The organism is Arthrobacter sp. B2I5, assembly GCF_030816735.1.
Taxonomy (GTDB): Bacteria; Actinomycetota; Actinomycetes; order Actinomycetales; family Micrococcaceae; genus Arthrobacter.
Window position 1 is genome coordinate 671,855 of sequence record NZ_JAUSYF010000001.1, and the last position, 16,373, is coordinate 688,227.

Here is a 16,373-nt window from a genome sequence, read left to right on the forward strand (position 1 = left end):
TCACAGGCTTCCATCCGGAGCCGATGAGGTCAAGGGTGCCTGCTGCGCTTGGGGCGGACGACGGCGGGTAGGGGCTTAAAGGAAAGGCGTACCGGGTGAAGGGGGATCAGGATGTCCAGCGACAGTACCGGCGCGGCCGGCACGGGCATTGCCGGGGCGCGTGCCGCCGTCGCGCCCGCGTTCCTGATGGGGATGGGGCTGGGCGGTTTCGTGGACGGAATCGTGCTTCACCAGCTCCTCCAGTGGCACCACATGCTCACCCACACAGCGGCCGGCAACCCAAAGACGGTCCCCGGCCTGGAGTTGAACACCCTCGCAGACGGTGTGTTCCATGCGGCCATGTGGGTGCTGGCGGCTGCCTCGGCAATTCGCACCGTCCGCGCCCGCCTGAGCGGCACGCTGTCCCCGGACTGGGCCTTCCACAGTGGCCTGGTGCTGCTGGGATGGGGCGTCTTCAACGTGCTCGAAGGCCTGGTGAACCACCAGCTCCTGGGCATCCACCACGTCCGGGACGATCTGGGTGGACCAATTGCCTGGGACCTTGGCTTCCTGGCCCTGAGTGCTGTGCTGGCCGCTGCGGGCTGGCTGCTGTACCGGCGTGCTGCCCGCAGACAGCCGGCCGCCAATTAGGTAGCCCAATCGCTGGAAAAACCATCGGGACTCCAGCAGGATAGTAAGTATGCTGATTAGTTCGGCATTCCGGGACACCTCCGTCCCAGCCACCGGCACCTGAACCCGAGAGGACATCATGGTTTTCTTCCACAAGCAGGAACTTCAGTACAAGGCCACCCCGGACAAGCCGGACGCCGTCTACGCCCGCAAGCTGCAGGAAGTGCTCGGCGGCCAGTACGGCGAAATCACGGTGGCCATGCAGTATTCATTCCAGGCCTGGAACGCCCACATTCCCGGCAAGTACAGGGACATGCTGTTCGGCATCGGGGCGGAAGAGTTCGGCCACGTGGAAATGCTGGCCACCATGATCGCGCAGCTGCTGGAAAAGGCGCCGCTGGGCATCACCGACGACGCCGTCCAGTCCGACCCCACCATCGCCGCCGTAGTGGGTGGAACCGATGTCCAGTCCGCCATCGTGGCCGGCGCAGGTGTGCGCCCTGTGGACAGCATGGGCAATCCCTGGCAGGGCAGCTACATCACCGCCAGCGGCAACCTCCTGGCCGACTTCTGGGCCAACGCCAATGCCGAGATGCAGGGCCGGCTCCAGGTGGCCCGGCTTTACCACATGACCGATGACCACGGCATCCGGGACATGTTGTCCTTCCTGCTGGCCCGCGACACCATGCACCAGAACCAGTGGATCGCGGCCGCAAAGGAACTGCAGGAGGAAGGCACGGAGAACTTCCCGGTCCCCAGCAACTTCCCCATCAACAAGGAGATGCGGGACGTGGCCTACGAATACCGGAACTTCTCCGATGGCCAGGCCGCGGCAGAAGGCTCCTGGGCCAAGGGACCCTCACCCGACGGCCTGGGCCAGTTCAGCTACGTCGCGCAGCCGGCCTCCACTGTCCCCATGCCCCCGCCCACGCACCCCGATGCCCGCTTCTACGGCACCACCGAGCTGCCAAACATGATGGAAAAGGCCGCAGGAACCATCCAGGACAAGCTCCACAAGGAGTAGGGCCCGGCATCAATAAGCCGTTGCCGCGCAAAAATGCCGGCGCTGCCCGGATTCGGGCAGCGCCGGCATTTTCTTGTTGGTCGAAGCCGCGCGCCCGTTACTTGTTCGGGTTGGGGTCGCGGACGTCGTCTTCACCGATGTCCGCGGCACCCAGGACATCAGCCGCCGGGCCGTGCGCCGGCGGGTGCAGCCGGACACTCAACTCCGGGTGGTGCAGGTCCAGGGCGGGGCGCTCCGAACGGATCCGGGGCAGCGAGGTGAAATTGTGCCGGGGCGGCGGGCAGGACGTGGCCCATTCCAGCGATGCGCCGAAGCCCCAGGGATCGTCTACGGTGACTTTCTTGCCGGCCCGCCAGGTGATGTAGACGTTCCAGAAGAACGGGATCAGGGATGCTCCCAGGAGATAGGAGCCCACGGTGGAGAACTGGTTCATGAAGGTGAAGTTGTCCTCCGGCATATAGTCCGCGTACCGGCGGGGCATGCCCAGGACACCCAGCCAGTGCTGGATCAGGAACGTGGCGTGGAAGCCCAGGAAGAGCATCCAGAAGTGGATCTTGCCCAGGCGTTCATTGAGCATGGTGCCGGTGAACTTGGGCCACCAGAAGTAGAACCCGGCGAACATGGCGAACACCACGGTGCCGAACACCACGTAGTGGAAGTGGGCCACCACGAAGTAGGTGTCCGAGACGTGGAAGTCCATGGGCGGGGAGGCCAGGATGATGCCGGTGAGGCCGCCGAAGAGGAACGTGGCCAGGAACCCCATGCTCCACAGCATGGGTGTCTCGAAGGTCAGCGAACCACCCCACATGGTGCCGATCCAGTTGAAGAACTTCACGCCGGTGGGCACCGCGATGAGCATGGTCATGAAGGCGAAGAACGGGAGGAACACCGCACCCGTGACGTACATGTGGTGCGCCCATACCGTCACCGAGAGGGCCGCAATGGCAATGGTGGCGTACACGATGCCCTTGTAGCCGAACAGGGGTTTGCGGCTGAAGACCGGGAAGATCTCGGACACGATGCCGAAGAACGGCAGCGCAATGATGTACACCTCCGGGTGGCCGAAGAACCAGAACAGATGCTGCCAGAGAATGGCGCCGCCGTTGTCCGGATCGAAGATGTGGGCACCGAACTTCCGGTCCGCGCCGAGAGCGAACAGGGCGGCGGCCAGCGGCGGGAACGCCATCAGTACCAGGATGCCGGTGACCAGCGTGTTCCAGGTGAAGATCGGCATCCGCCACATGGTGAGCCCCGGGGCGCGCATGCAGATGATGGTGGTGATGAAGTTGACGGAGCCCAGGATGGTGCCGAAACCGGACAACGCCAGGCCGAAGACCCACAGGTCACCGCCGATGCCGGGGGTGAAGGTGGTGTTGGACAGCGGTGCGTAGGCGAACCAGCCGAACGAGGCAGCGCCCTGCGGGGTGATGAACCCGGACACCGCAATGGTGGAACCGAACAGGAAGAACCAGAACGCCAGCGCGTTCAGGCGGGGAAACGCCACGTCAGGGGCGCCGATCTGCAGCGGCATGATGACGTTGGCGAACCCGGCGAACAGCGGGGTGGCGAACATCAGCAGCATGATGGTGCCGTGCATGGTGAACAGCTGGTTGTACTGTTCCTTGGTCTGCAGGATCTGCATGCCTGGTTCGAACAGCTCGGCGCGGATCAGCAGGGCCATCACGCCGCCGGCGCAGAAGAACACGAAGGACGAGATCAGGTACATATACCCGATGGTCTTGTGGTCGGTTGAGGTGATCCAGTTGACGACGATGGTGCCTTTGGAGCGCCGGACCACTGCCGGTGCCGCTGTGGCCGCGGTTCCGCCCATTCTCTGGCCTGTGGTGGTCATGTCGGTGCCCTCCTTTACTCTGCTGCTTCCGCGGGCTGCGGTGACGGGGCTGAGAGCGGCTGCCTGACATACTCTTCGCCCAGGCTGCCGGTGTTGCCCTTGGCCTTCAGGTCGGCGATGTGGCTGTCATAATCCTGCTGGCTTACCACCCGGACCTTGAAGAGCATCTCGGAGTGGTATTCGCCGCAGAGTTCGGCACACTTGCCCATGTATTCGCCGATGCGGTTGGGGGTGATGTTGATGTAGGGGTTGTACTGTTCGTGGCCCGGGTACAGGTCGCGTTTCTGGAGGAAATCCACCACCCAGAAGGAATGCTGCACGTCGCGTGACTGCAGGTGCAGCTCCACTTTCTTTCCCACCGGAAGGTAGAGGGTGGGCAGCCGGTCCGGGGCGCCATAGTCGCCGGTCAGGTGCGCCTGCTGTCCGGCGTCCTCGTGCACCTGCTCCTTGACGTAGTTGAAATCCCAGGACCACTGCTTGCCGAAGACGTCGATCACGACGTCTGGGTTGGGATAGCGTGCATCGATGGCCCGCTGTTCCCGGTCCGTAAAGACGAACAGGACGCCGATGACGATCAGCGGAATGGCCAGATAGAACACTTCCAGCGGAAGGTTGTAGCTCAGTTGGGCGGGGAACCCTACGGTGTTCTTCCGGGCGCCGGTACGCCACGATGACCCAGATCATCAGCCCCCAGGTGATGATGCCCACCACCAGCGCGGCGATCCAGGAGTTGACCCACAGGTCGGTGATCAGCGCGGTGTTGTTGGTGGTGTCGCGGGCCCCGGGCAGGAAGCCCCGGGAAACCAGATCCGAGCAGGAAGTCAGTGCCGGCAGCACCATGAGGCCTGCGCCCAGCCCTGCCAGGCGCCGCATGCTGTGGTTTTTGGATGGCTTGTTACCCACGTATGGTCCCTCCGGCATGCTCCAGAAGCCCAACTGCATGAGCCCGCCACTGGCCCGGGGACCAGCGGGTTGTGTGCCTTACCCTACGCGCGGAGGATGCTGATGGGAAGGGGTTGTGCAGCGGCCGGCAAATTGCCGCCGGGCACCCCTCCGGGTGGAAGGACAGCCATGGATTCAGAGAGCATGACCATCGCGGCAGGGCAGTTCAGTGCCGGCACGGATAAGGCAAAAAATACGACGGCGGCCGGGCGGCTGATTGCGGAGGCCGCGGCTGCGGGGGCGGACCTGGTGGTCCTCCCCGAGTCCAGCCTGTATGGCACCAGCGAGGCGGCCACTGCCATCGCGGCCGTCGCGGAGGACCTGGACGGTCCCTTCATCCGGAGCATCGCTGCGTTCGCGAAGGAGCAGTCGATAGCGGTGGTGGTGGGGACCTATGAACGGGCGGAAACCGGTCTTCCGTACAACACCCTGGTGGCTTTGGACAGCCAGGGGAACATCCGGGGCTGCTACCGGAAGACCCACCTCTATGATGCGTTTGGGTACCGGGAAAGCGATGGCATCTCGGCGGGCAGCGCGGAGGAACCGTTGGTGTTCAGCCTTGGCGGCTTCCGGTTTGGCGCGTTCACCTGCTATGACCTGCGATTTCCGGAGAGTGCGCGGGCAGCCGTCGACGCGGGAGCGGACGTCCTGCTGGTGCCCTCCATGTGGATCCGCGGACCGGGCAAGGAGGACCACTGGTCCACGCTGGCCAAGGCGCGGGCCATCGAGAACACGGCCTACGTCCTGGCGGCCAACCAGTGCGGCCCCCTTGCCACCGGCTTCTCCATGGCAGTGGATCCGGCCGGAGTGGTGGTGGCCAACGCGGGTGAGGAACCCGGCCTGATCCTGGCCCGCCTCAGCCGGGACCGGCTGGAGCAGGTGTGCAGGCGGGTGCCGGTACTCGCCAACCGCCGATACGCCGTCGTACCTCTTCCGGAGCCTGCTTCACGCTCGAGGCCGCGCCGCTGAGACCCGGGTCGCGCGGCTAGCGCGTCCCGGCCCAGACGGACACAGCCCCGGAGTGTCCGGTCACGATGCTTTGGTACACCAGGAATAGTCCCGCCAGGATGCCCAGCGCCGACGTGGCAGGGAGCAGCCAGCGGGATTCCAGGAGCCCGCGAAGGCCCCGGAAGGCGGGCCGGCGCGTCAGGACCGACGGGAAAGCCGCGGCAATCTGGGCAGCCACGGCCACCAGGAACAGCACGGTAACGTAGCGGAGGAAGCTTCCCTGGTCAGCGTGCTCCTCAACCAGTTGCGACAGCCCCCTGGCCTTCTCCAGCTGTTCCCCCGCCTCGGCCGTGACGATGGACAACGGAACCAGCAGCAGGGCCAGGACCCCCAGCGGCCAGGCCAGGTACCGCCTGCTCCGCCGCAGCAGCGCGAACACCACTGCCGCAAGCCCCGCCAGCGGGGCCAGGACCACCACGCCGTGAATCAGCAGAATATGGGCCGGAAGGCCTGCGATCTCCAGCACGGGAACTCCTGATCGGTAGCGGGTGTGTGGAAAAGACTATGCGATGCCGGTGGTGCCCAGCAGGCTTCCCACCGCGAACGTGAAGGCCATGGCCAGCGCCCCGCCCACCACCAGCCGGATGGTCGCCTTGCGTTTGGAGCTCCCGCCGATTTTGGCGCTGATGGTGCCGGTCAGTGCGAGCGCCAGGATGACGGCAACAAACGTGACCGGGATGCGCGCCTCTTGAGGCGGGAAGATGATGGCCAGCATGGGCAGCACGGCCCCGACGGTGAACGCGATGGCGGAGGCGAAGGCTGCGTGCCAGGGGCTGACCACTTCCTCTTCGTCAATGTTCAGCTCGGCGGAGAGGTGGGCCTTCAGGGCATCCTTTGCCGTCAGTTCCTCGGCAACGGTCCGGGCCGTGGCTTCACTGAGTCCCTTGGCCTGGTAAATGTGGGCGAGTTCTGCCAGTTCGCCGTCGGGATCGTCCCGGAGTTCCTGGCGTTCCTTTTCGATCAGGGCACGCTGGCTGTCACTCTGGCTGCTGACGGAAACATATTCGCCCAGGGCCATGGACACCGCTCCGCCCACCACGGCGGCGGTGCCCGCCACCAGGATGGGTGCCAGGTCATTGGTCACGCCGGCCACGCCCACCACCGTGGCCGCCACGGAGACGATGCCGTCGTTCGCGCCGAGGACGCCGGCGCGCAGCCAGTTCAGGCGGGCTGCCACGCTGCTGTCGTGCGGTTCGTTGTGGCTCAGCTTGAGGGTTTCAGACATGCTGGCAGTAAAGCACTGCCCCGGTCCCGGTGCCACGAAGGTTTGCATCCCCTAACCGCATCCCGTGACTGCACTCCCTGGCAACGGCAACAAGTGTGGCCGCCCACTTCACAGCGGGGACACCCGGAACCGCAGCGCAAAGTGGTTCAGCGTGCCGGGCAGCGGCCGGTCCGGGGACAGCCGGGCGGATTCAAGGGCGAAGGTGTTTTTCCGGAGCAGGCGGGCGAGCAGGGCGCTGGTCATCAGCAGCACCAGTTGGCGGCCGGGACACCGCGCGGGGCCGTCGCTGAAGGGGACCACGCCCCAGCTTTCGGGGTCCCCGGGCATCGCATCCTGCTGCAGCCACAGTCCTGGATCGAAGGAATCGGCCTGGGGGAGCCGCCGGCCGTCACGGTGGAAGTAGGGGACATAGACCAGCACCCCGCAACGGGCCGGCATGGTCCCGTTGTCCCACTCGACCGGGCGCGAGGTCTGGCGCAGGACCATGGGCGTCGTTGGCCACAGGCGTACGGACTCCAGCACGCAGGCGCGCAGGAACGGCAGGTTCCGGCCACCGGACGTATCGCCGGCCATCTCCTGCCTGGCCTTCGCCGCCTGGTCAGGATGGGCGGCCAGCAGCGCCAGGGCCCGGAAGGCTGCTATTCCGGCCGCGTCGAAGGCGAACAGCCATTGCGGGACCTGGTCGGTTGGTGCTGAAGGGTCCGCGTCAGGTTTGCCGCGCATCACTGATGCCAGGCTGCCCGGGGCGGCGGCGTCGATCCCTGCGCGCACCCGCCGGCGGAACTCTGCACGGACATTGTCCCTGCGTGGCTTCAGGCCGGACCAGTTGGCGTCCTTCCGCAGCCGGGCCAGCATGTCAGTCAATTCAGCGTCGTCCCTGGCCGCATCTCCGAACACCACCCGCCGGACGGCACGGTGCCAGGCGGCAGTGAACAACGGCCAGTCAAGGATGCTGGTACCGGCACCTGCCGCGGCGAGCAACGCATCGGCTTCCTCATCGATGACCGGCAGGAAGGAGTCCGCCATCCGGTGGACCGGGCTTGAAGTATCCAGCGCCTGCTCCTGCAGCGCACGGCGGGCACTCCTGTCGGCCCCGGTGGAAACCAGGACGTTGCGGGGCTCGAAGTGCGCCAGCGCGCCCCGTTTTTCGCTGCTCGCAGAGGAGAAAGGTTCCGGTGTTTCGGCCAGGACCCGGTGGAGCTGGTCCGGCCGCAGGACCAGCGCCTGCTTCCGGAAGGGGAGCCGGAGCAGCACCGGTCCAGCCGGATACTCGCTGTCCAGCTTCTGCATCCGGGCCACCGCCCGCCGGTCAAGGTCCAGGCGGTCCGCAACGGCCTCTGCCCGGGGCCGCCGGATCAGGGGACCTTTGGCCGCCGTCGGAAGGAAAACGTCCAGCATAAACAACACTGTGTCGCGGATGCCGGCCTGGGGTAGCGGACTCATGGTGCCTGCCTTGCTCTCGGGAGGATAACCGTGACGTACCCTTGCCAGGCACAGCTACACGGGGCCCTGCCCTGAACCCGGGGCGTGCACCTGCCGCCCCAGGTTTACCGGCCGGACGACGGGCCGCTGGATCCCGTGCCCTTCATCTGGTCCGCGTACGGTGCATGCAGTGGCGGCTTCTCTGCGATGATTTCGTTGCATGCCAAGGCCAGCAGGTCACGCTGGATGACGGGCAGGGAGATGAGGCCCTGCAGGTAGGCCTGGACCTCGTACTCGCCTGCGGAACCGGTCATGCTGAAGTAGCGCAGCCACAGTTCGCCCACCGTGATGTCAGCGGCGGTCAGGGCGTCCCAAAGCTGGCCACGCTGCTCCGGTTCATGCGGATCAAAACCCACCGTTGCCCCCCTACGATCCTGCAGGCGGCACCTTGGTGGCCAGTTGCTCGCTGACCTCAACCAAGGTGGCACCTGACACGCGCGCGTTTTGGATCAATTGCTGCAGGGCCCGTTCATGGCTGATGCCCTGCCGCTCCATCAACATCCCGCAGGCACGATTGATGGTGTCACGGCTGGCCAGGCTTGCTTTGAGGCTTTCTGCCATCCGGAGCGGGGCCTCGGTTCCCTGGATATGGGCCAGCAGGGTGGCTGCAGTTTCGGCAAAAAGGGCCAGGGCGCGCCCCGTTGATTCGTCGTATTGGCCTGGCAGGGCTGAATAGATCTTGAAGGCACCCAGCGCTTCCTTTCCGGTCACCAGCGGCGCGCTCACCACTGACCGGACCGGGAGTGACGCCACTGCGGATTGCCACCGCGGCCACCGGGTATCGGTTTGGAGGTCCTCGATGATGACCACTTTTCCGGCCGCCCAGGCCGTAAGGCAGGGGCCCTCACCCAGCTCGTACTGGGCAGCGTCCAGCTTCTCCACCAGGGAGTCGGTGGCCGCGCTGCTCGTGCGCTTGCCCTCGGCATCGAGCAAGGACACCCCGGCACCGGGACTGCCCGGCAGTGACTCCTTGATGGCCTTGGCCAGGAGTGAGACCGCGCGGTCCACCTTCTCCTCCGTCAGCAGGAGCCCGCGGATGCGGGCCACGGCAGCGGTCAGATCGTCCAGCGGCAGCTGTGTCATCCCGGCACCGCGTCATCCTGGTCCGGGATCTCCATCTGGAACCCGCAGGCGCAGCGCAGCACCCTGGTGGCCAGGTATACGCCCAAGGCTTCCGGCAGCCGCTCGCTCACGTAGCTGCCGTGGATGGTACGCATCTCCGCGCCGGCAGCGCCCATCGGTTCTCCGCAGTGCATATAGTGCCCGTTGAGATACCGCACGTCGAACTGGGTGGACATCAGGCCACGGCCGGGTAGCTGCAGACGATGTAGTCGGCGGCGGCGGGGCCGGTCATCCGCAGGTGGCTGTTCCGGACGTCCACGCCGCAGCGCAGCATGCCTGCCCGGAATGCCTGGTCGGATTTTGGCGCCCGGCCGTACAGGGCCGCCCAGCTCACGTAAAGGCCGTAGAGGCAGTCGGGACCCAGGGGAAATTCGTCGAAGGGGTCCGGGTGCGTGGCTTCGTCAAGGAACTGCTGGAATTGCGATAATGCCATCTCAAGGCTCTTTCGCTTCTGCATCCTGCGCCGCCGTTGCACTACAGCAGCTACTCCACGCCGGCCTGTGCAGGGGGCCGGGGGAGGACGGGGCATGATTCCCGTCACAAATTCGAATTTACCTGAGCAGTCGGGGGATGTACAGCCGGGCAGGCGCAGCTCTGTACCAACGCCAAACCTTTGGGTACCTTGAAACAAGTAAGCGTACTTACTAAGTTCCAAGAAGGACCCAAAACAGCAAGGGAGGAACCATGAACAACCCATCCCAGGACAACAGCGCTCCCCGCCACAGCGACCTGCCCCTTCCGGATTACGACCATCTGCCGGTAGGAACGCTGCCCACGCGGATCACGGGCCTGACGGAAGCGGACGTGCACCAGCTCATCAGCTACGAGAAGGCGCACGGGAACCGCCTGCCCGTCCTGCAGGTCCTGGAGCACCGCCTTCAGGCCCTGCAGAACGGGGCGGAGCCAAGCGGCACCCAGACTCCGCCCACGCCCGAGGTGTCCGGCGGCCAGGGTTCGCAGCAGCCTGCCAGCGTGCCGGGCCCGCCCGTCAACCCACCGTCCCAGGGCGTACCGACCAACCCTGCGCAGCCGCGTTAACCGGACCGTAGAACGGGGGCGCGGAGATGGCGGGTGAAGAGCACGACGACGTGGGGCGGCTGCGTGCCTACGTCCGGTCGCGTCAGCCGGAGCTGGAGCGGCGGCTGGCGGAGTGGGTGCGCGTCCCGGGCGTCCTGGGAGTTCCCGAACACTCCCAGGACCTGCTCCACTCGGCCAACTGGCTCGCCGCCGAATTCCGCGAAGTGGGCTTCCCCGTGGTGGAGGTGCTGCCCACGGGGGAGTCCCACGCTGTGTACGCGGAGTGGTGCAATGCCGCCGGAGCGCCCACGGTCCTGGTCTACAGCCACCATGACGTCCGCGAGGTGAAGCCGGAGAACTGGGCAATGACAGCGCCCTTTGAACCGGTACTCCGCGAAGGCCGGCTGTACGGCCGGGGAAGCTCCGATGCCAAGGGCCAGATCCTGGCGCATCTTGAGGGGCTCCGGGCCCACCTGCGGGAGACGGGCACGCCGAAGATCAACCTGAAGTTCCTCATCGAAGGGGAGGAAGAAGGCGGTTCACTGCACCTGGCCAAGCTGCTGGAGGACAACGCGGAACGGTTCGCCGCAGACCTGGTCCTCTTCTCCGACACCCTCCTCTGGCACGCCCGGCACCCGGCCGTCTGTCTCAGCCTGCGCGGAATGCTCAGCGTGCACCTGGAGGTGTACGGGCCCGGGCGGGACGTGCACAGCGGCGCCGTCTCGGGTAACGCACCCAATCCCGCCTTCGAGCTTGGCCGGCTGCTGGGGCTCCTGCATGACCAGGACGGCCGGGTGGCTGTTCCCGGCTTTTACGACGACGTGGAGCCAGACCCCGGCAACCTCCGGAACGCGCTGGCGGACCTGCCCTTCAGTGAAGAGGACTGGCTGGAACGCTCCGAAACCGGCGCAATCACAGGCGAGAAGGGGTACACCGTGCTGGAACGGCTGTGGCTGCGTCCCGCCGTCGAGGTCACCTCCATCCTTGCCGGCGACCCGCTGGGCGTGTCCCGCGCCGCCGTTCCCGCTGTTGCCTCGGCGGACCTCAGCTTCCGGACCGTTCCGGGCCAGCGCCTGGAAAAGATCGCGGAGCAGCTGCAGGAGTGGGTGGCCGCCACCGTCGGCGACGCGTACGGGTTCAGCCTGGTCCCGGACCTGGAGACGGCACAGGAACCCTACGTGACCCCGGACCATCCAGCCGTCACCGCCCTGGAAAAGGCCATGGCGCGTGGCTTCAACGCCGAACGGGCGGGGCGGATGGGCAACGCCGGCGGCGGACCCGCAGAGCTGCTGGGACGCAGCCTCGCGGCGCCCGTACTGTTCTTTGGCACCGGCCTGGTGGAGGACCACTGGCATGACAGCGACGAGAGCGCCGGCCTTGACGTCCTGATGGACGGTGCCCTGACGCTGGCCTGCTTCTGGGACGAACTTGCAACCATGCAACGGGAGAAGGGCGACGACGATGGACACCTACGGCAATGAGGGCACCGGCGGCGCCGGCGCGGGCAAGCGGACGTTCGGCATCGAGGAGGAGCTGCTCCTGGTGGACCCCGCGAACGGGGAAGCCGTGCCCATGGCAGGAGAGCTCCTGAACCTCTACGTCCGCCCCCTGGAGGCCGGGGCCGGGCCGGTCCTCACCGCCGAGTTCCAGCAGGAAATGATCGAGGTGGTCACCCCGCCGCACGCCACCCTGGCATCGCTTGAGCAGGACATCGTGGCAGGACGGGCCATCGCGCACCAGGCGGCAGAGGACGTCGGCGTCCGGGTGGCTGCCCTGGGCACCTCCCCGCTCCCGGCCGATCCCCACCCGGTGCAGCTGCGCAGGTTCAAGGCAATGACAGAGGAGTACGGGCTGACCGCAAGGGAACAGCTCACCTGCGGCTGCCACATCCACGTCTCCGTGGAGTCGCCGGAGGAAGCCGTGGCCGTGCTGGACCGGATCCGCATCTGGCTCCCGGTGCTCATCGCGCTCAGCGCCAACTCCCCGTTCTGGCACGGCAGGGACAGCGGTTACGCGAGCTACCGCTCCCAGGTGTGGAACCGCTGGCCCTCCGCCGGGCCGCTGGACATCCTGGGCACTCCGGACGCCTACCACCAGCTGGTGCACGACATGGTGAGCACCGGCGTCGCCCTGGACGAGGGCATGATCTACTTTGACGCCCGCCTCTCCCGGCACTACCCCACGGTGGAGATCCGCGTGGCCGACGTGTGCCTGCGGCCGGAGAACACCGTGCTGCTGGCGGGCATCGCCCGGGGCCTGGTGGAAACGGCCGCGCGCGAATGGCGGGAGGGCATCGAAGCCGTGGCCGTGCCGTCCGCGCTGCTCCGGCTGGCTGGCTGGAAAGCCAGCCGCTGGGGCCTGCGGGGCGAGCTGCTCGATCCCCAAACGCACCGCCCGGCGCCCGCGCTCGCCGTCGTAAATTCCCTGCTCAACCACATCCGGGGGGCGCTGGAGGACATGGACGACCTGCACCGGGTGGAGGACCTGGTGGACAGGGTGCTTGCCGGCGGCACCGGGGCGTTACGGCAGATCGAGGTGCTGCACCGCACCGGGGACCTGGAGAGCGTGGTCCGGGACGCCGCCGACTGCACTGTGTCCTGAAGCCAGGAGGTCCTGAAGCCGGGCGCGGCCAGCGTCAGTACGTGGTGGCGTCAGGCAGGATCAACGGCCGGAGCGGAGCCTGGTTGAAGTCGAAGGACCTGGTGAGATCGCCCAGCTGCGGGTTGTTTTCGCGGACCCCGGGGCGGTTGTCCGGCCGGCCGTCGGTGGCGGGGTCGAGGCGTTCGCCGCCCAGGAAATCATCCTCAATGAACTTGAAGTAGGCGTCCTGGCTGAGGACCTGGTGGTCGATGTAGCCCTTTTTGGCGTAGGGGCTGATCACCAGGGCCGGCACGCGAAGGCCAAACCCGGCGTTGTCCACTGCAGGCGGCTGGACATGGTCGTAGAACCCGCCCCAGTCGTCCCAGTTCAGGAAGATGGCGGTGCTGTTCCAGTCCGGGCCGCTCATGATGGCGTTGACCAGCCCGGCAACATACTGCTGGCCGGTGCTGACTTTCGCTGGAGGGTGTTCGCTGACCTCATCGCTGGGCGCCACCCAGCTGACCGCGGGAAGCCTGCCCAGCCGGGCGTCGTCGTAAAATCCGGCCACCGGTTTGATGTTCCCTAGCTCGCCGTTCTCCTTGACAGTGTCGAAGTAGGGGAGCGGGTTCCAGCGGCCCGGCGTCTCGGCGTCCTGTTCAATGGGGTCGCAGGTGGCGGCATCGTTGCGGCAGTCCGGCTCGGTGCCGCTGAACACGTAGTACGCCCAGGACACTGCGTGTTTGTGCAGCAGGTAGGTCAGGTCGGTCCAGGCGTAGTTTGGCTGTTTCAGGTTTTTGGCTGCTCCTCCCAGCTTCTCCTTCAGGGCAGCCGGAAGGTTGGCGGCCTCCACCGCGGCCTTGCAGGTGGGATAGGAATCGGTGCGTTTACAGCTGGCGGTGACCACCTGCTGGGTTTGCACCACCAGGCCGGGATCGGCGCCGGCTGCCTCAAGGGCTTCGCGGCAGGGCTGAACAGCGGAGCCCGCCTGGCACTTGCCGATCAGGCTCTCGTCGAAGTTCTCCTTCTCAGGTTCATTGTCGAGGCCTTCCAGTGCGTCCACGCACGACGCCGGGTCCCCGGTTTTGGTGCACTTGGCCGACCATTCCGAGACCATGTAGAGGTGCGCCTGGAGGCTTCCCGCTGCGACGGAAGTGAACATGTGGTCCTGCAGCACGAAGTTGTCCGCGTAGGTCCAGTAGGTGGGCAGCTGTTTCCGGTCGTGGTAGCCCATCACATCAGTTTTCCTGGTCTTGTAGGCGCAGTCGGTGGCCTCCGGCTCACAGTGGGCAATGCCCTTTTCCGCCTGGGCCACGAAGCCGTCCATGGCCCCGTTGTTGACATCCGCCGCCGAGTCAGCCGGGCTGTGCGGGCCGCCGTCGTTGCTGTCCGACGAATCATAGAAGGGCGCCACGCAGCCGCCCCGTGCCGGGTCCGGAAGGCAGACGGCGGGTTTGCCGTCCTTCATGGGGATCCCGTCGGCACCCGGATAGGTGCCGAAGTAGCTGTCGAAGGACCTGTTCTCCTGGGTAATGATCACCACGTGCTTGATCTTGGCGATCCCCGCATCGGTTCCATTTGCGGCGGGTGGGCCTGGACGCAGCGTGGTGGAAAGTACGACGGCGAGAATCACCAAAACCGCCACCATCACGGCAGCCGCCAGGATAGTCCGCCGTCGTCCCGTGCCTGGAAAAAAGCCCACCTTAGGAGGCCCTCTCGAAGACGTCGCCGCCGAAGGCCTTCACGCCGGGGTCTGCGGCCATTCCCAGCCGCGGGAGGTGGAAGAGATCCTCGATGGTCGCCAGCAGGCTGTAGTGGTTGTAGGGCTGCTCCGACGATGCGCCTTCTGCGCTGAACGGGGAGAGGACCAGGGCGCCCACCTTGCCCCCGGCGGCACCCCCGGCAGGGCTTCCCGCATCTCCCGCCGAAGGTCCGGCGGTGCCCCCGTCAGTCTCGTCGAAGGTGATCACCAGCATGCCGTCCTGCTTGTACGCGGGGGACGACAGGATGGCGGGCACCTGGTCCTTGAGCCACCCGTCCGCCGCCGCCAGGCCTCCCCGGCTGCCGTCGGCGCAGCTGGCATCGTGTCCGTCGTGGCACAGGTTGGGCGTGATGTAAGCCAGGTCCGGAGTGGTGGCCACGGATTTCAGGTCGTCCGCAAGGTCAGACAGGTTGACCACGTTCCTGGCACAGTCCCCGGACGAGATGACGGAGCGGAAGTAGACAAAGGGATTGTGGTGCGTGGAGTATTCCTCGTCCGGGGTGGCCCGGATGTGGTTGTCGGGTTCCCCGAGGGCCGGGTGCTCACAGGGCTGCTGCATGTCCTCCATGTAGCCCTTCCACGTTTTGCCCTGGGCGGTCAGCTGCCCGGCCACGGTCTGGGTGTCCTGCGGGTAGACGCAGCCGTTGCCCTTGAGCGTGCCGGCCGGACCGGTACCGGTGGCCTTGAACGCGGTGTAGGTGGGGCAGTCCTGCCGGGTGCTGTTGTTGGGCGGCTGGCCGGAAATCTGGGCCAGGTAGTTGGGCAGCGAGTTGTGGCCGATGCCGTAGTAGTTCTCCAGCAGTACGCCCTGGTCCCGGAGGGTTTCGGACAGATACGGGGCAGGGGAGCTGCTACCCCACACCGAGTCATAGCCCTTGTTTTCGAGGTTGATGACGAACACGTGCCCGGGGCTGCCCGGCCGGCTCGCCGGCTTCGGCTGGATGCTGCGGGACGGTGAAGGAGCAGGGGTGGCGGGCTGGCAGCCCGCCAGAAGAGATACCAACAGGGGCGCCACCAGGAGCAGGGCGGGAGCCGGCCATCGGCGGGCCTTCATGCGGGGAGCTGAACGGTGTTCCATGTCCGGCCTCTTTTGGTCGCAGCTGTTGCCCGGCCCGGCCTTTACAACAGCCCGGGCCGGGCAGGAGTGGCGCCCCAGCACTGCCGCCACTCTTGCACACCGGGGCCGCGTTGTGCAGGGGCAATCGCTGTGAATTGGCGGTGAATTAAGGGGACGGATCCGTCCGCCGGGCCGCGGTCCTGGGCCCTAGGTCTTTCTGCCCTAGAAGGTGGTGTGCGGGAAGCGTTGACTGGAATTGCGGGCGGTGAACGCCCTCCCGGGATGGACAGCGCAAGGCCGCCCGCCCGGATCAGAAAGGAAAACCCAGTGAAAAAGTGGTATCGGTGGCAGGACTACGTAACGGTTGCCGCCGGTCTCTTCACCGCCATCGCGGTCCTGTGGACACGGCAGCAGAATATGTCCACCACCTTCATGCTCCTCTTCGGCGGACTCCTGATCATCAGCGGCGTCATCAACCTGGCCATGCCCGGAACACCGGTCATGGAATACGCCCAGGCTGCGCTTGCCGCGTTGCTGATCCTCTCGCCGTGGATGGGCTCCTACACCGGCGCCATGGGCGCTGCGTGGACATCCTGGATTGCGGGCGCTGTTGCGCTGGTGGTCACGGCCGCGGCCATCAAGCCCAGCACGGACGCCCATCACAATTTCCGCATGTCGCATTAACGGAGGCATCCG

17 protein-coding genes and 1 pseudogene are annotated in these 16,373 nt (G+C 66.3%); 7 read left to right on the plus strand and 11 right to left on the minus strand.

The features are described from left to right. Nucleotides 1–111: 111 nt before the first annotated feature. Together QFZ60_RS03155 and QFZ60_RS03160 are read left to right on the plus strand one after the other, a co-directional pair. Nucleotides 112–630, plus strand: coding sequence for a DUF2243 domain-containing protein (locus QFZ60_RS03155; protein ID WP_307088059.1), 519 nt, complete (start codon nucleotides 112–114; stop codon nucleotides 628–630). Between the two features lie 118 nt (nucleotides 631–748). Then, a complete protein-coding gene (locus QFZ60_RS03160) occupies nucleotides 749–1,633 on the plus strand; it encodes a manganese catalase family protein (RefSeq protein ID WP_307088062.1) in 885 nt (294 codons plus the stop codon). Nucleotides 1,634–1,730: 97 nt separating this feature from the next. Here the strand turns inward: QFZ60_RS03160 and ctaD are convergent, their stop codons facing one another. Then, on the minus strand, nucleotides 1,731–3,485 hold the full coding sequence (ctaD, locus tag QFZ60_RS03165) for a cytochrome c oxidase subunit I (RefSeq protein ID WP_235008721.1): 1,755 nt from the start codon (nucleotides 3,483–3,485) through the stop codon (nucleotides 1,731–1,733). A 14-nt stretch (nucleotides 3,486–3,499) separates the two neighbouring features. Continuing rightward, nucleotides 3,500–4,358: pseudogene (locus QFZ60_RS03170) on the minus strand (cytochrome c oxidase subunit II). A 198-nt stretch (nucleotides 4,359–4,556) separates the two neighbouring features. On the opposite strand from QFZ60_RS03170, the gene QFZ60_RS03175 reads away from it, so the two are divergent. Next, nucleotides 4,557–5,396: a carbon-nitrogen hydrolase family protein gene (locus tag QFZ60_RS03175; protein WP_307088066.1), complete on the plus strand. Its 840-nt coding sequence runs from the start codon at nucleotides 4,557–4,559 to the stop codon at nucleotides 5,394–5,396. Between the two features lie 16 nt (nucleotides 5,397–5,412). Here QFZ60_RS03175 and QFZ60_RS03180 read toward each other — a convergent pair whose 3' ends face one another. From QFZ60_RS03180 to QFZ60_RS03210, 7 genes are all read right to left on the minus strand, one after another. After that, nucleotides 5,413–5,901 (minus strand): hypothetical protein, encoded by a 489-nt coding sequence (locus QFZ60_RS03180; protein WP_307088068.1) that lies wholly within the window; start codon nucleotides 5,899–5,901, stop codon nucleotides 5,413–5,415. A gap of 36 nt (nucleotides 5,902–5,937) precedes the next feature. Then, complete coding sequence (locus QFZ60_RS03185) at nucleotides 5,938–6,660, minus strand: VIT family protein (protein WP_307088070.1); 723 nt, start codon at nucleotides 6,658–6,660, stop codon at nucleotides 5,938–5,940. Nucleotides 6,661–6,768: 108 nt separating this feature from the next. Continuing rightward, nucleotides 6,769–8,103, minus strand: a complete 1,335-nt coding sequence (locus QFZ60_RS03190) for a cytochrome P450 (RefSeq protein ID WP_307088072.1) — start codon at nucleotides 8,101–8,103, stop codon at nucleotides 6,769–6,771. 104 nt (nucleotides 8,104–8,207) lie between these two features. Further along, nucleotides 8,208–8,498, minus strand: a complete 291-nt coding sequence (locus QFZ60_RS03195) for a hypothetical protein (protein WP_307088074.1) — start codon at nucleotides 8,496–8,498, stop codon at nucleotides 8,208–8,210. A 10-nt stretch (nucleotides 8,499–8,508) separates the two neighbouring features. Continuing rightward, on the minus strand, nucleotides 8,509–9,225 hold the full coding sequence (locus QFZ60_RS03200; protein WP_307088075.1) for a GAF and ANTAR domain-containing protein: 717 nt from the start codon (nucleotides 9,223–9,225) through the stop codon (nucleotides 8,509–8,511). After that, nucleotides 9,222–9,440, minus strand: coding sequence for a hypothetical protein (locus tag QFZ60_RS03205; RefSeq protein WP_307088076.1), 219 nt, complete (start codon nucleotides 9,438–9,440; stop codon nucleotides 9,222–9,224). The genes QFZ60_RS03200 and QFZ60_RS03205 overlap by 4 nt, the downstream gene beginning before the upstream one ends. Further along, nucleotides 9,440–9,697 (minus strand): hypothetical protein, encoded by a 258-nt coding sequence (locus QFZ60_RS03210; RefSeq protein ID WP_307088078.1) that lies wholly within the window; start codon nucleotides 9,695–9,697, stop codon nucleotides 9,440–9,442. Before QFZ60_RS03210 ends, QFZ60_RS03205 begins: the two co-directional genes overlap by 1 nt. Before the next feature lie 251 nt (nucleotides 9,698–9,948). On the opposite strand from QFZ60_RS03210, the gene QFZ60_RS03215 reads away from it, so the two are divergent. From QFZ60_RS03215 to QFZ60_RS03225, 3 genes are read left to right on the plus strand one after another with little or no spacing between them, the layout of a single operon-like run. After that, on the plus strand, nucleotides 9,949–10,302 hold the full coding sequence (locus tag QFZ60_RS03215) for a hypothetical protein (protein WP_142117533.1): 354 nt from the start codon (nucleotides 9,949–9,951) through the stop codon (nucleotides 10,300–10,302). A gap of 26 nt (nucleotides 10,303–10,328) precedes the next feature. Next, nucleotides 10,329–11,762, plus strand: a complete 1,434-nt coding sequence (locus QFZ60_RS03220; RefSeq protein ID WP_307088080.1) for a M20/M25/M40 family metallo-hydrolase — start codon at nucleotides 10,329–10,331, stop codon at nucleotides 11,760–11,762. After that, on the plus strand, nucleotides 11,743–12,882 hold the full coding sequence (locus tag QFZ60_RS03225) for a glutamate--cysteine ligase (RefSeq protein WP_307088082.1): 1,140 nt from the start codon (nucleotides 11,743–11,745) through the stop codon (nucleotides 12,880–12,882). The genes QFZ60_RS03220 and QFZ60_RS03225 overlap by 20 nt, the downstream gene beginning before the upstream one ends. 34 nt (nucleotides 12,883–12,916) lie before the next feature. Here QFZ60_RS03225 and QFZ60_RS03230 read toward each other — a convergent pair whose 3' ends face one another. Together QFZ60_RS03230 and QFZ60_RS03235 are read right to left on the minus strand one after the other, a co-directional pair. Beyond that, the gene (locus tag QFZ60_RS03230) at nucleotides 12,917–14,560 is read right to left on the minus strand and encodes an alkaline phosphatase family protein (protein WP_307088084.1); all 1,644 of its coding nucleotides are present in this window, start codon (nucleotides 14,558–14,560) and stop codon (nucleotides 12,917–12,919) included. A 1-nt stretch (nucleotide 14,561) separates the two neighbouring features. Then, a complete protein-coding gene (locus QFZ60_RS03235) occupies nucleotides 14,562–15,698 on the minus strand; it encodes an alkaline phosphatase family protein (RefSeq protein ID WP_307088085.1) in 1,137 nt (378 codons plus the stop codon). Nucleotides 15,699–16,004: 306 nt separating this feature from the next. Between QFZ60_RS03235 and QFZ60_RS03240 the strand changes: the two genes are divergently transcribed. Continuing rightward, a complete protein-coding gene (locus QFZ60_RS03240) occupies nucleotides 16,005–16,361 on the plus strand; it encodes an SPW repeat protein (RefSeq protein WP_307088087.1) in 357 nt (118 codons plus the stop codon). Nucleotides 16,362–16,373: the final 12 nt, after the last annotated feature.

What these genes read in the sequence shown, in the direction of transcription:
- QFZ60_RS03155 (WP_307088059.1), top strand. Translation starts at nt 112, where the DNA reads ATGTCCAGCGACAGTACCGGCGCGGCCGGCACGGGCATTGCCGGGGCG.
- QFZ60_RS03160 (WP_307088062.1), top strand. Translation starts at nt 749, where the DNA reads ATGGTTTTCTTCCACAAGCAGGAACTTCAGTACAAGGCCACCCCGGAC.
- ctaD (WP_235008721.1), bottom strand. Translation starts at nt 3,485, where the DNA reads ATGACCACCACAGGCCAGAGAATGGGCGGAACCGCGGCCACAGCGGCA.
- QFZ60_RS03175 (WP_307088066.1), top strand. Translation starts at nt 4,557, where the DNA reads ATGGATTCAGAGAGCATGACCATCGCGGCAGGGCAGTTCAGTGCCGGC.
- QFZ60_RS03185 (WP_307088070.1), bottom strand. Translation starts at nt 6,660, where the DNA reads ATGTCTGAAACCCTCAAGCTGAGCCACAACGAACCGCACGACAGCAGC.
- QFZ60_RS03190 (WP_307088072.1), bottom strand. Translation starts at nt 8,103, where the DNA reads ATGAGTCCGCTACCCCAGGCCGGCATCCGCGACACAGTGTTGTTTATG.
- QFZ60_RS03200 (WP_307088075.1), bottom strand. Translation starts at nt 9,225, where the DNA reads ATGACACAGCTGCCGCTGGACGATCTGACCGCTGCCGTGGCCCGCATC.
- QFZ60_RS03205 (WP_307088076.1), bottom strand. Translation starts at nt 9,440, where the DNA reads ATGTCCACCCAGTTCGACGTGCGGTATCTCAACGGGCACTATATGCAC.
- QFZ60_RS03210 (WP_307088078.1), bottom strand. Translation starts at nt 9,697, where the DNA reads ATGGCATTATCGCAATTCCAGCAGTTCCTTGACGAAGCCACGCACCCG.
- QFZ60_RS03215 (WP_142117533.1), top strand. Translation starts at nt 9,949, where the DNA reads ATGAACAACCCATCCCAGGACAACAGCGCTCCCCGCCACAGCGACCTG.
- QFZ60_RS03220 (WP_307088080.1), top strand. Translation starts at nt 10,329, where the DNA reads ATGGCGGGTGAAGAGCACGACGACGTGGGGCGGCTGCGTGCCTACGTC.
- QFZ60_RS03225 (WP_307088082.1), top strand. Translation starts at nt 11,743, where the DNA reads ATGGACACCTACGGCAATGAGGGCACCGGCGGCGCCGGCGCGGGCAAG.
- QFZ60_RS03235 (WP_307088085.1), bottom strand. Translation starts at nt 15,698, where the DNA reads ATGGAACACCGTTCAGCTCCCCGCATGAAGGCCCGCCGATGGCCGGCT.